This window comes from Microbacterium sp. Root61, from assembly GCF_001427525.1.
In the GTDB taxonomy this organism is placed as follows: domain Bacteria; phylum Actinomycetota; class Actinomycetes; order Actinomycetales; family Microbacteriaceae; genus Microbacterium.
Map to the genome: position 1 here is coordinate 2,086,102 of NZ_LMGU01000001.1, position 12,989 is coordinate 2,099,090.

Genomic DNA, 12,989 nt, shown 5'->3' on the forward strand with positions numbered 1-12,989 from the left:
GGGGGAGAGATGACACAGCACCGAGGCGTGGAGCCGGCCGAGCAGGCGGCGGCGATGATGACGGCAGCGGGGATGCCGCGGATGCCGGCGCGCGTGCTCATGGCGCTGATCGCCGCCCCGGCGGGCGGGTACACCGCGAGCGAGCTCGCCGACCGGCTGGGGGTGAGCGCGGCCGCCGTGTCGGGTGCGGTCCGCTACCTCCAGACGCTGCACTTCATCCAGCGTCGATCGCAGCACGGCCACCGACGCGACCGGTACGAGCTCGTCCACGACACGTTCTACGGCTCGGTCGCGAGCAATGCCCCGGTCTACGACCGCATGGCCGACTACATCGACCGCATCCAGGATGAGCAGACGGATGACCCGGATGCCGCAGCCCGCGCGGCGGACATGGCCGCGTTCTTCCGGTTCATGGCCGAGCGCATGCCGCGCCTCGTCGAAGAGTGGGAGCAGTCGCGGCGCTCAGGCGGGTGACAGACGCTCGATCAGCGCCTCGAGAGCCGGGCGCTGCCCCTTCACGAGTCGCTCCCGCGCCTCCGGCAGCGATACCCATTCGGCGCGATCCACCTCGGGGAACGACTGCATCCGCCCCGATCGCGGCGGCCATTCGAGCTCGAACTCGCCGAACGTGAATCCGGATGCCTCGAATCCGGCGCCGTCGGCGACGAAGACGATCACCTTCTTGCCCGACGCGTAGGCGAAGGTGCCGAGCTCCTCCGCCGCGTCCGGAGCCGGCACGCCCAGCTCCTCGACGAACTCCCGGCGCGCGGCATCCCACGCCGTCTCCTCCGCCGGGTCGAACTCGCCCTTGGGGATCGACCAGGCACCGAGGTCCTTGCCCGCCCAGTACGGCCCGCCCATGTGCGCGATGAGCACCTGAGGCTCGGGGCGGCGGGAATACAGCAGGATGCCGGCGCTCCAGCGGGGCATCAGGACCACACTCGCAGACGAGGCATCCGCTCATTATCCTCGGCGCTTCTCACGTCCGCCCGTTCCGGTGGTGGTCGCGGGCCGACATGATGAAGGGGTGAGTACCGCACCGCCCCCACTGAACACGTCTCGCCTGCTTCAGATGACGATCCCCGCACTCCTCATCGGCGTGCTCTCCGCCGTCATGCTGTGGGGGCTGGATGAGATCGCGGGTCTCCTGGAGGGCGTGCTGTGGCAGTGGCTGCCCACCACGCTCGGCGTCGACCCCGAGGCACGCTGGTGGATCATCGTGATCCTCACCGCCACCGGTGTCGCCGTCGGACTCGTGCTGTGGCTGATGCCCGGTCACGGCGGCGCGGACTCCGCGACCACCGAACTGATCGCTCCCCCACAGGCGCTCTCGGCGCTGCCGAGTCTGGCGCTCGTGGTGGTCCTCTCGCTCGCCGGCGGTGTGAGCCTCGGCCCGGAGAACCCCATCATCGCCATCAACACGGCACTGTCGGTCGCGCTCGTGGCCAGGTTGTGGCGCGGCGTCCCGACGCAGAGCGTGCTGCTGCTGGCCGCGTCCGGCACGATCGGCGCGCTCTTCGGCACCCCGGTCGCCGCCGCCCTGGTGTTCACCGGTGTGGTGGCCGCCGTGCGGACCAACGAGTCGCTGTGGGACAAGCTCTTCCTTCCGCTCGTGTCGGCGGCGGCAGGGTCGGTCATGATCGGATTCCTCGGCGGCGGGTTCAACGTCGTCAGCGGGCTGGCGCCCTACGCCAGCGAAGCCCAGCCCCTCGACATCGCGCTCGGCGCGGTCATCGCCTGCGCGGCCGCGGCGTTCGCCCTGCTCGCCGTGTGGGTGTTCCCCGTGGTGCACCGCGGCTTCCGGCTGCTGCGCAACCCCCTGCTCTACGCCGGAATCGGCGGCCTCATCCTGGGTCTGCTGGGGTTCATCGGCGGCCCGATCACCCTGTTCAAGGGGCTCGATCAGAGCGCCGAGCTGATCACCAACGCCGACGACTACTCCGCGGGTCAGCTCGCGATCATCGTGCTGGTGAAGATCACGGCGCTGGTGATCGCCGCGGCCGCCGGCTTCCGCGGCGGCCGCGTCTTCCCCGCCGTCTTCATCGGCGTCGCGTTCGGGATGCTGGGGCACGCGCTCATCCCCGCGATCCCGCTCAGCCTGGCCATCGCGTGCGGCGTGCTGGGCATCACCCTCACCGTCGCGCGCGACGGGTGGATCGCCCTCTTCATCGCCGTCGCGATCGTCGGCGACATCACGGTGCTGGGGCCGCTGTGCCTGATCATCCTGCCGGCGTGGCTCATCGTTCGCACCGCACCGGAGATGGTGATCAAGCCCGAGCCGGGGCTACTGGATCCGACTCGGGGGTGACATCCGGTAGGTCTCCTCGGGGTCGGTCACGGCGACCGGGCTGAGCGCGGCGTCGATCGCGGCAAGCGTGTCGGCGTCCAGCGTGATCCCCGACGCCTTGACGGTGTCTTCGAGCTGCTGCGGGCGGGATGCCCCGACCAGTGCGGCGGCGACGTTCTTGTTCTGCAGCACCCACGCGATCGCGAGCTGCGGCATGGTCAGGCCCGCCTCCTGCGCGATCGGCACGAGCTTCTGCACGGCGGTCAGGACATCGTCGTCGAGGAACTTCGCGATGAAGTCCGCGCCGCTCTTCTCGTCGGTGGCGCGCGACCCCGCCGGAACCGGCTGACCGGGCAGGTACTTGCCGCTGAGCACGCCCTGCGCCATCGGCGACCACACGATCTGCGAAATGCCGAGTTCTTCGGAGGTCGGGACGACCTTGCCCTCGATGACGCGCCACAGCGCCGAGTACTGCGGCTGGTTGGAGACCAGCTGAATGCGCAGCTCCTTGGCGAGCGCGTGGCCTTCGCGCAGCTGCTCGGCGGTCCACTCCGAGACGCCGATGTACAGCGCCTTGCCCTGCCGGACGATGTCGGCGAACGCCTGGAAGGTCTCTTCCAGCGGCGTCTCGTAGTCGAAGCGGTGTGCCTGGTACAGGTCGACGTAGTCGGTGTCGAGGCGCCGCAACGACCCGTTGATGGAGTCCATGATGTGCTTGCGGCTGAGGCCGGTGTCGTTCGCGCCCTTGGGGCCGGTCGGGAAGTAGACCTTCGTAAAGATCTCCAGCGACTCGCGGCGCTGGCCCTTCAGCGCCTCGGCCAGGACGCTCTCGGCGGCGGTGTTTGCGTACACGTCGGCGGTGTCGAAGGACGTGATGCCGAGATCCAGGGCCTTGCGGACGGTCGCGATCGCGGCGTCGTTCTCCACCTGCGAGGCATGGGTGATCCAGTTGCCGTAGGTGATCTCAGAGACCTTGAACCCGCTGTTGCCGAGGTAGCGATAATTGACCATTCCTCCACGCTAGTGGCGCGCCGAGGCACCGGGCTCCGATGTGTCGGGGAACGTCCCGGCACACGGGATCCGGTGTCGCGGCGGCGTCTCAGGCTCGAGCATCCTGGACGATATCGGCCCTTTCGCGCCAGCTGCGGGCAGTGACGCGGTCGAGTGCGACCTGGCGGCGCAGGTCGTCGGCCTTCTCGTACAGCGAGGGGTCGCCGTAGCTGGTGAGCACCTTCACGAGGACCGGGAGCAGTTCGATCATGAAGAACAGTCCCGCGATCAGCCAATGCGCCCATTTCAGTGTCGGCTCGCGCTCCGACAGGCTCTCGAGTGCGGTGATCTGGCTGAGCAGGCCCACCGCCCCGGCGTTGCCGCTCGCGACCGCCTCGGCCTGCGCGTTGTAGGCCGCGAGCGCGGAGTCGTACTGTCCGCGCGCGGCGACCAGCTCGTCCTTCGCCTGCTGCTTGTTCTGCGCTTCCGACGCACCGACCGCTGCGGTGCCCGCGGCCTGCGCATCGGCGAGGTCGGCCTCGGCGGTGCGCAGCTTCGCTGCCAGGTCGTCGTAGGACGCCTGGGCCTGCGTGAGCTGGTCGTGTGCGGCAGTCGAGCTGGCGCCCTCTCCGGCGACACCCGTGCAACCGGCGGCGTCGCCGCCGCCGGTGAGCTCGCACTGGTAGAGCGCCCGCGCCTGGTCGATGACCTCCTGCTGCGCGGCGAGCTTGGCGGTGAGGTCATCCACGCTCGCCTGCGCCGCTGCCGTCGTCGCGGACGTCGCGGACGTTCCCGCCACGATGCCGGTGGCCGCCTGCTCCTCGAGCGCCGTGACACGTTCGCTCGCGGCATCCAGCGCCAACTTCTCCGGTCCCGCGGTGACAGCGTCCTGGTCGGTCTGGGCCTGGGTGATGTTGGTGGTGTTCACCTCACGTGCGATGTCGTTGTGGAAGATCTGCAGGACGAGGGGCTCGGCCACCACGATGCCGATGATGGCCGCCATGATCACTCGGGGAATCGCCAGACCGATCAACTTGCCGACGCTGTGCGTGGACCGCATCGTCGAGGTGAGGAAGCGGTCGAGGTTGAAGATGATGAGAGCCCACACCAGGGCAAGCGGCACGGCCACCCACACCGCGACCCGTACCCCCGTCATGAGCGCGAAGTACATCGAGATCGCCGACACGAGCGCGGTGCCGGCCAGCACGAAGAACATCTGCACGAAGCGCGGCGTCTCGGTGGGCACCTGGCCCAGCACATCGGGGTCGGCACCGCCGAGCACGGCGACGCGGCGCCACCCCGATACGCGGGGACGGCGTGCGCTGCGCGCGGTACGGGGTGCATCCTCCGCGACGGGTGGGACGGCGACGGGCTGCTGCTCCGGCTCGACGTCGGCTGTCGGCGCGATGTCGGCCACCGCGTCGGCGGCGGGATCGTGGGAATCCTCCGCGTCGTCGAGGAAGGGATCGGCGGGCCCATCCGCAGTGGGACCCGCCTGGTTCTGCTGCGCGGCACGTACATCGTCGACGAAGAGATCGTCGAGCGTGTCGGCGGAGTCGTCGAGTTCGATGCGACCGTCAGAGCCGAATCGACCGGGGCGGTGTTCGGAGAAAGACATCCGCCCACCCTAGGCAAGGCGACCTGTGCGGCAGGTGGACGATACCCATGCGCGGGCTGGGTGGCGCCGCCCGCGTCAGCCGACGGGCGTGACCGCGGCGGCCGCTTCGTCCTCGGCCGTGGCGACCAGCTGGCCGCAGGCGCCGTCGATCTCCTTGCCGCGGGTGTCGCGGAGGGTCGTCGGAATGCCGGCTTCGTTGAGGCGGCGCACGAACTCGTTCTGCACGGGCACTTCGGATGCCGTCCAGATCGACCCCGGTGTGGGGTTGAGCGGAATCGGGTTGACGTGCACCCAGCCGCGCCCGCGGGAGTTCAGCTTCTCGGCGAGCAGATCGGCGCGCCAGGCGTGGTCGTTCATGTCCTTGATCAGTGCGTACTCGATCGAGACGCGACGTCCGGTGGCGTCGAAGTAGGCGCGCGCGGCATCCAGTGCCTCATCGACCTTCCAACGCGAGTTCACCGGGATCAGCTCATCGCGCAACAGATCATCGGGGGCGTGCAGCGACAGCGCGAAGGTCACGGGGACGTCCTCGGTGGCGAGCTTCTTGATCGCCGGCACGAGTCCGACCGTGGACACGGTGATGCCACGGGCGCTCATGCCCAGGCCGTGCGGCTGCGCGGCGGTCATGACACGGACGGCCTGCATCACGCGCGCGTAGTTTGCCAACGGTTCACCCATACCCATGAACACGATGTTGCTCACGCGTTCGGCGGAGTGATCATCGTGCTTCTTGCCGCCCAGCTCGCCATCGGCGATGACGCGGTTGGCCCGCACGATCTGCTCGACGATCTCGGCCGCCGACATGTTGCGCGTGAGACCGGCCTGGCCGGTGGCGCAGAACGGGCAGTTCATGCCGCATCCCGCCTGTGACGAGACGCACAGCGTGATCCGGCCGGGGTACCGCATCAGGACCGACTCGACGAGGGCTCCGTCGTGGAGCTTCCAGAGGAATTTGATCGTGTCGCCGCGGTCGGTCTGGAACCGACGCACCTCGGTCAGCAGCGGCGGGAGCATGCCCGCGACAAGCTCCTCGCGGCGGTCGGCCGGCAGGTCCGTCATGTGCGCGGGATCGCTCGTGTAGTGCGTGAAGTAGTGCGTCTCGAGCTGCTTCGCACGGAAGCCGGGCATACCCAGCTCCTTGATCTTCGCGATGCGCTCCTCGGGCGTGAGGTCGGCGAGATGCACCGGCGGTTTGCCGCGCTTCGGGCTGGCGAACTGCAGCAGCGGCCGCCCCTCGGCATCCTTCTTCTGCTTCCAGCCTTCGGTGGCAGGGCGTACCTGACGAACGGCGCCGAGGCGCTCGGTCGGTGCAGGCGGTGAATCGGGTGCGGAAGCCATGTATTCAGGGTACGGGACGCGCCTGCGCGAAGCCTGGTCATCGTAGGGGCGGATCCCGCGCACACCTGCGGTGACACGCAGTGCACATACCGGGAGCTGCTGTCGGACGGCACGTCGTTCATCGTGACGTTCGGGGTGCGCTGTCCCGCGATTCTCGCCGCGTCACCGCACGATTCTCCGGCCAACGCCGCACGACGCCGACATTCGTGAAGCCGCGCGATCGAGGGCCGGAGGCAGCCACTATCGTTCACGTGTGGTGCCACTCGAGAACGCGTTCGCGTTCACCCTCGCCGCGCTGGTCCTGATCGTCATCCCCGGCCCCAGCGTGCTCTTCACGATCGGTCGCGCGCTCGCTCTGGGACGCATCGGCGGGCTGCTCAGCGTGCTCGGCAATGCGCTCGGACTGCTGCCGATCATCGCCGCGGTCGCGTTCGGCATCGGCGGCATCGTGGCCGAGTCCGTCGTGCTGTTCACCATCGTCAAGGTCGTGGGCGCCCTGTACCTGATGTACCTCGGCATCCAGGCCATCCGTCATCGGAGGGATGCCGCGACCACCGCCGCAGACGGGGCTCCCGCACGGTCGGTGTGGCGTCAGCTCGGCGAGGGATTCATCGTCGGGGTGACCAACCCCAAGACGATCGCGTTCTTCGTCGCGGTGCTGCCGCAGTTCGTCGACCTGCGCGCCGGGGCGGTGCCGATGCAGATGATGCAGCTCGGCCTCATCTTCTTCGTACTCGCACTCCTGTCCGACGGTGCGTGGGCCCTCGTCGCCGCGGGCGCCCGTTCCTGGTTCGGCAGGTCGCCGAACCGCATCCAGAACCTCACCGCGACCGGCGGCGGCCTCATGATCGGTCTCGGCGGCATCCTGCTGTTCACCGGCAACAAGCACTGAGCCGCGGCGGCGGAGCGCAGCATCCGCTCTCCCGTCTGTCGCGTGGCAGAATCCGCCGCTACTCCTCGCGGTTGCCGTACGGATCGGCGATCAGTTCGTCGACCGCCGCGATCGTCGCGCCGAGGATCACCGCCTCGCCGCCCAGATCGCCCTGCGTCACCGTGACCACGGAGAGACCGCCGATCTCGGGGAGGAGCCACGGTGCGAGCGGGCCGCCGTGCCCGCCGACCACGAGCACCTCGGCATCGAGCACCGCGATCAGGATCTGCGCCAGCTCGCCGATCCGGTGCCGCGCCTCCGCGAGCACGGCCAGCACGGCTGCATCCCCGGCCCGGGCGCGGCGCTCCAGCTCTGCCACGTAGACCTGGGTCGGCACACCGGCATAGGCCTCGGCCTCCCCCAGTGCAGCGGCGATCGCCGTGACGGACGCGTACATCTCCGCGCATCCGCGCAGTCCGCACGGGCAGGCACGCCCGTCGGTGACCACCGGGACGTGGCCGAATCCGGGCGGCGCGTGGTGGCTGCGCAGGATCTCCCCGGCGACGACGGCGCTCCCGCCGAATCCGCGGCCGACCAGGAGGAGGATCGCATCGTCGTACCCGCGGCCGGCTCCGAGCCGGTGCTCCGCGAGCGTGGCGTAGCTCCCGTCGTTGCCGACGCGGATCCGGGTGACGCCCAGGGCGCGGATCCCGGTCAGCAGCTCGTCGACGGCGCCGTCCCACTCCAGCTCGGTCGATCCGACGCGCACACCGACCCGCGCGCCCGGGACCGAGATGACCACGGGGATGGATGCCGCCCGATCGCCGAGCAGGCCGGCCACGAGTTCGGCGAGCAGGTCCGATGCCCGGTCCAACGGCGGCGGGCCGATCAGCGGCAGGCGTTCCGCCGAGATCACCCGCCCGGCCAGCGAGACGCCGCGCACTTCGATGGCCGTGCGGGTGATGGTGATCCCGATGGCGTCGATCTGTTCATCGGCCAGATGCAGAATGCGACGCGGCCGACCACGACCGGTCGACGACGGGTCATTGGCGACGGAGATGAGTCCCGCGCCCGCGAGTTCGGCGATGATCTCGCTGATCGCACCGGCCGCGAGCCCTGTCGCACCGGCCAGTTCGGACTGCGTGAGCCCGGGATCCGCCTGGATGGCGCGCAGCACCCGGCTGACGTTGGCGCGCCGCACATCCGACACCGTCAGGGCTGCGGGTCGCGGATCGCTCATCCTGCCATCCTAGGCACCGCGAGAGGTGGCGAAGTCGATGCTTGACATTAGTTTCAGACTCTGAAGATAATACTTCTCAGCCCCTGCCACCCGACAAGGAAGTCATGATGTCCGACATCACCAGCCCCCAGACGGCCACGCCCGAACGCGCCCCCGGCAAAGACAAGATCATCGGCGGCGCCCGGTTCCTCTCCACCTTCTTCCTGGCCAACGCCGCCATGTACGGCGTGTTCCAGGGCATGCAGCAGATCCTGCTGCCCAGCCAGATCGCCGCCATCGACCCCGTCGGCAAGGTCGTCAGCTACGGCATCCTCGCCTCGATCGGCGCGCTCGTGGCCGCCGTGGGCAACCCGCTGTTCGGATCGCTGTCCGACCGCACGCGCAGCCGATTCGGGCGACGCAGCCCGTGGCTGCTGATCAGCGCTATCGTCGCCGCGCTCGGCATGGTCGCGATGGCCGGCATGAACGAGCTCTTCTGGCTCGGCGCCGCCTACCTCCTGGTCATGATGACGATGAGCGCCTACCAGGCCGTCATCAGCGCCGTCATGCCCGACCGCGTGCCCGAGTCGCGCCGAGGACTCGTCTCCTCCATCGCGGGTCTGGCCACCGCACTCGGCGTGATCTACGGCATCACCGTCACCCCGGCGTTCGCCGAGAAGCCGTTCCTCGGGTACCTCATCCTCGGACTCGTGCTCGTCGTGGCCGCCGTGCTCATCGTGACGCTCTCGCCCGACCCGACCGCCGCTGACACCTCGGTGCCCCCGCGTCGCACCGGCAGCCTCCTGCAGTCGTTCAAGGGCTTCTTCTCCGGACTCGCCGACCACGACTTCGCGTGGGCGTTCTGGGCTCGGTTCGTCATCATGGTGGGCTTCTGGACCGTCTCGACGTACCAGCTGTACGCACTGTCCGACTACATCGGCGTCGAGAACATCCCCGGCGGCAGCGTTGCCGGCGGCGTGGCACTGCTCGGCATCCTGAACCTCGGCGGCTCGGTCATCACGACCGTCATCTCCGGGCCGCTGTCCGACAAGCTGGGGCGCCGCAAGATCTTCGTCGTGGTCGCGTCGCTCGGCATCGGCGCCGGCGCGCTGATCCCCGCCATCTGGCCCACCTGGGGCGGCATGGTCGCCTACTCGCTGGTGGTCGGCTTCTTCTTCGGCATCTACACCGCCGTCGACCAGGCCATCATGACCCTCGTCCTCCCGCACTCCGAGAACAACGCCCGTGACCTCGGCCTGCTCAACGTCGCGACGACCGGCCCCCAGATCTCCGGCCCGTTCATCGCCGCGCTCATCATCACGGTGACCGGCGGCTACGCGCCGCTGTTCATCTTCTGCGCGATCTTCGCGGTCGCCGGAGCGTTCCTGATCCTGCCGATCCGGCGCGTCCGCTAGTCCGCCTGCCCCCACGAGAACAGAACCAGAGAATCATGAGTGCGTACGTCGACATCCACACCACCGCCGGAACCCTGCGCGGGATCACGAATGCCGGGGTGACCAGCCTGCTGGGAGTCCGCTACGGCGAGTCCACTGCGGGCGAGGGCCGCTTCGCTCCCCCGACCGCGGTGCAGCCGTGGGACGGCGTGCGCTCGGCGCTCGAGTTCGGGCCGTCGGCTCCGCAGGTCGACACCCGGCTCGGATCCGACGGCGTGATGTCCGAGGTGCTCGCACTCCTCTACCCCCGCACCGGGTCGCCGCTCGAGGGCGGGCCGATGGGGGAGGACTGCCTGCGCCTGAACGTATGGTCGCCGGCCGGCGACCACGCCGAGCCGCTGCCCGTGCTGGTGTGGCTGCACGGCGGCGGGTTCACGCACGGCAGCGGCAACGAGATGGCGTTCAACGGCGACATCCTCGCCGCCCAGGGCGACATCGTGGTGGTCACCGTCACGCATCGCCTCGGCGTCGCCGGGTTCCTCGACCTGCGGGACGAGGAGGTCGGCGGCGTGGCCGGCTCCGCGAACGCCGGGATGCTGGACATCGTCGAGGCGCTCCGCTGGGTGCGCGACAACATCGCGCAGGTCGGCGGCGACCCGAGCCGGGTCACCATCTGCGGTCAGTCCGGCGGAGGCATGAAGGTGGCGACGCTCACGGCGATGCCCGCTGCGGCCGGACTCTTCACCGGCGCGATCATCCAGAGCGGTCCGGCGATGCCGGCCGCGACCCGCGAGCAGTCGGCCCGGGTGCGCGACGCGTTCCTCTCGAAGGCCGGGGTTCGCACGCTGGCCGAACTGCGCGCGCTCCCCCTGGAAGTCTTGCTCGAGGCGCAGGCCGAACTGCTGGCGCAGGCATCGTTCAGCTTCGCCGATCCGCTGCCGACCGATGGCTTCGGTGGCCCAGGACCGGCCCAGGACGACATCGATCTGCCGGGCGCGCCGTTCACGGCATCCGTCGTCCCACTGATGATCGGCTGGACCGCTCACGACGCGTCGTTCCTCCTCGCGGAGGAGGACTGGTTCACCCCGGCGCTGAGCCGCGAGGCGGTCGTCGCACTACTGGAGCGCCAGTCCCCCGGCCACGCCGAGGAGTTGTACGCGCAGGCGCAGGCGGCCCGGCCGTCCGATCCCCCGCACCTGCTGCTGGCCGGAGTCGTCAGCGAGGGCTTCTTCGCGGCATCCTCCCGCGGCGTCGCCACCGGGATCGCCGCCGGCGGTGGGAGCGCGTACGTGTACCGCTTCGACCAGGAGACCGAGGTGCTCGACGGGCTGCTCGGCGCCTGCCACAGCCTGGACCTGGCCTACGTCTTCGGCACGGTCGACCGCGTTCCGCTGACCGGGCACTCCGACACCCGTGCGACCGTCTCAGCGGCGATGATGCGCGCGTGGTCGGGCTTCGCCCGCGACGGACGCCCCGACGCCGGCGACGGCATGTGGGACGCGTGGGATGCGGCGACCGCTTCCCCGATCCACGTGTTCGGCGGCTTTGCCGCCTGACGGATCAGGGCGTTTCCCGGGCTCACCCTCCCGTGCTGTGATGGTCCCCGAGCGGGGTGAGTCGTACGCTCGGGGGCCAGGCAGGCAGCGCCACAGACGTTGAGTAGTCGATGGAACGCTCGCCGAGAGCGAGAAGTCGCTCGTCAAGCTCCTCCAACGCCGCGCGGGGGAAGCGGTGCGGCTCAGCCATGGCCAGGAGACGGATCGAGCGACGCCCGTGCATGGGCGTCTCCGATGCGAGCGCGCGCGGTGCAAGGTCATCCACGATGAGACGTGCGTCTTCGTGGGCCTGGATCGCGCTTAGCGCCGTGTCGATCGAGAAGTGCCGACCACGGACGTTCGGCGAAGTCCACTGATCCGTACCGCTGAACCCCAAAGGTTCGTTGACCTCGAAGAAGTGCTCCAGCCCATCGCGCCGGAGGTAGTGGTCCCCGGGAAGGAACTCATCACCGAGCCGGCCAAGCCACCACTGCAGCTCCTTTTCGAGCCGCTGCTGCTCGTGGGCCAGGGCAGGATCTCCGCAACGGTTGTGTTGTTGGAACGGATCGTCGACGTTGTCGTACAGCAACCATGGGCCGGTGAGCGTGCGCACGTAGGTGTAGCGCGCGTCCCGCACGCCGCGGTACTCCTCGAGACCGCTCCGCCGCAGACTCGTGTAGACGGCTGGCGCGCAGAGGAAGGCCGTGGCGGGACCGGCATCCGAAACAGAAAGGTCGCTCCCCGTCACGGTCGTCGGGATGTCGAGTCCGGCGAACCCAAGCACTGTCGGCATCAGGTCGGCGCTGTTGAACAGCTGCGTGGAGACGGACGGCTCGCGCCCGGGTGCGCGGACGAGCAACGGCACGCGCACGGACTCCTCCCACGGATTGAGTTTGTGCTCGAGCCCCTGCGACCAAAGCATGTCCCCGTGATCGGAGGTGAACACGATGATCGTGTTGTCTGAATCCAAGCCGTCGAGCAGGCGGCCGATGCATTCGTCCAGAGCGGCGATATGGGCGTAGTACCCGCGCAGATCACGCACCGCCTGTTGGACGGCCCAGTCGGGGACATTCGGGCGCAACGGGATCTCAACGTCCTCGTAGAGCGTGCGGAAGCGATCGGGCGCGGTCTGCAGTGGGAAATGCGGCGGACCGTATGACAGCATCAGAAAGAAGGGCTGCTGTGCAGCGCCCTCCCCGATGAATCCGAGCGCGTCGTCGGTCTGCGCGACCGCGTCGTAGCCATCCCAGTATCGCGGCGTCGGGTCGTCGTTCGCGTAGTACGCAGACTGGTTGTAATCGTGCGTGCATTCGAGCGCCTTGAAATACTCGAATCCGTGTCGTGATTGGGGCGGGATGAACGCCGCCCGACGTTCGTAGTGGCCTTCGGGGCTGCCATGGAGGTGCCACTTGCCGATGTATCCGGTGCGGTAGCCGTTCTCCTGGAACACCTCCGCCAGCGTGGGCCCGGTCGGGGTGAGCTCGACGTCATTGAGGTACAGCCCGTGCTGCAGTGGGAACTGGCCGGTGAGGAAGCTGGCTCGCGACGGGCAGCAAATGGGCTGGCCGGCGATCGCCTGCGTATAGTCGATCGACTCTTCGGCGAGCCGGTCGATCCGCGGTGTTCTAGCGACCTCGTCGCCGGCGTAGCCCACGTTGTGCGCCCGCCACTCGTCGCCGAAGACGACCACTACGTTCGGTCGCGACGTCGTCGGTTTTGTTGTGGTCATCGCTGAGT

General features: G+C 69.1%; 11 protein-coding genes. 5 read left to right on the top strand and 6 right to left on the bottom strand.

What is annotated here, in order from left to right; all coding sequences use genetic code 11:
• Positions 1 to 9 precede the first annotated feature (9 nt).
• On the top strand, positions 10 to 474 hold the full coding sequence (locus ASD65_RS10120; protein WP_056221970.1) for a GbsR/MarR family transcriptional regulator: 465 nt from the start codon (positions 10 to 12) through the stop codon (positions 472 to 474).
• On the opposite strand, the gene ASD65_RS10125 is transcribed toward ASD65_RS10120, so the two are convergent.
• Positions 463 to 930 (bottom strand): NUDIX domain-containing protein, encoded by a 468-nt coding sequence (locus ASD65_RS10125; protein WP_056224720.1) that lies wholly within the window; start codon positions 928 to 930, stop codon positions 463 to 465. The two genes, ASD65_RS10120 and ASD65_RS10125, sit on opposite strands and share 12 nt — an antisense overlap.
• A 142-nt stretch (positions 931 to 1,072) precedes the next feature.
• On the opposite strand from ASD65_RS10125, the gene ASD65_RS10130 reads away from it, so the two are divergent.
• Positions 1,073 to 2,308, top strand: a complete 1,236-nt coding sequence (locus ASD65_RS10130; RefSeq protein ID WP_056221972.1) for an ion channel protein — start codon at positions 1,073 to 1,075, stop codon at positions 2,306 to 2,308.
• Here ASD65_RS10130 and ASD65_RS10135 read toward each other — a convergent pair.
• The 3 genes from ASD65_RS10135 to rlmN form a co-directional block, all read right to left on the bottom strand.
• Positions 2,285 to 3,298 (bottom strand): aldo/keto reductase family protein, encoded by a 1,014-nt coding sequence (locus ASD65_RS10135; protein WP_056221974.1) that lies wholly within the window; start codon positions 3,296 to 3,298, stop codon positions 2,285 to 2,287. The two genes, ASD65_RS10130 and ASD65_RS10135, sit on opposite strands and share 24 nt — an antisense overlap.
• Positions 3,299 to 3,386: 88 nt before the next feature.
• The gene (locus tag ASD65_RS10140; protein WP_056221978.1) at positions 3,387 to 4,895 is read right to left on the bottom strand and encodes a DUF4407 domain-containing protein; all 1,509 of its coding nucleotides are present in this window, start codon (positions 4,893 to 4,895) and stop codon (positions 3,387 to 3,389) included.
• A 75-nt stretch (positions 4,896 to 4,970) separates the two neighbouring features.
• Positions 4,971 to 6,233 (bottom strand): 23S rRNA (adenine(2503)-C(2))-methyltransferase RlmN, encoded by a 1,263-nt coding sequence (gene rlmN / locus ASD65_RS10145; RefSeq protein WP_056221980.1) that lies wholly within the window; start codon positions 6,231 to 6,233, stop codon positions 4,971 to 4,973.
• A gap of 253 nt (positions 6,234 to 6,486) precedes the next feature.
• On the opposite strand from rlmN, the gene ASD65_RS10150 reads away from it, so the two are divergent.
• Positions 6,487 to 7,125: a LysE family translocator gene (locus ASD65_RS10150; RefSeq protein ID WP_056221983.1), complete on the top strand. Its 639-nt coding sequence runs from the start codon at positions 6,487 to 6,489 to the stop codon at positions 7,123 to 7,125.
• Between the two features lie 58 nt (positions 7,126 to 7,183).
• Here the strand turns inward: ASD65_RS10150 and ASD65_RS10155 are convergent, their stop codons facing one another.
• Positions 7,184 to 8,344: an ROK family protein gene (locus ASD65_RS10155; protein WP_056221984.1), complete on the bottom strand. Its 1,161-nt coding sequence runs from the start codon at positions 8,342 to 8,344 to the stop codon at positions 7,184 to 7,186.
• A 107-nt stretch (positions 8,345 to 8,451) separates the two neighbouring features.
• On the opposite strand from ASD65_RS10155, the gene ASD65_RS10160 reads away from it, so the two are divergent.
• Both ASD65_RS10160 and ASD65_RS10165 read left to right on the top strand, forming a co-directional pair.
• A complete protein-coding gene (locus ASD65_RS10160; RefSeq protein ID WP_162248488.1) occupies positions 8,452 to 9,738 on the top strand; it encodes an MFS transporter in 1,287 nt (428 codons plus the stop codon).
• A gap of 35 nt (positions 9,739 to 9,773) precedes the next feature.
• On the top strand, positions 9,774 to 11,273 hold the full coding sequence (locus tag ASD65_RS10165) for a carboxylesterase/lipase family protein (RefSeq protein WP_056221991.1): 1,500 nt from the start codon (positions 9,774 to 9,776) through the stop codon (positions 11,271 to 11,273).
• A 22-nt stretch (positions 11,274 to 11,295) separates the two neighbouring features.
• Here ASD65_RS10165 and ASD65_RS10170 read toward each other — a convergent pair whose 3' ends face one another.
• Positions 11,296 to 12,981, bottom strand: a complete 1,686-nt coding sequence (locus ASD65_RS10170; protein ID WP_082561681.1) for a sulfatase family protein — start codon at positions 12,979 to 12,981, stop codon at positions 11,296 to 11,298.
• Positions 12,982 to 12,989 lie beyond the last annotated feature (8 nt).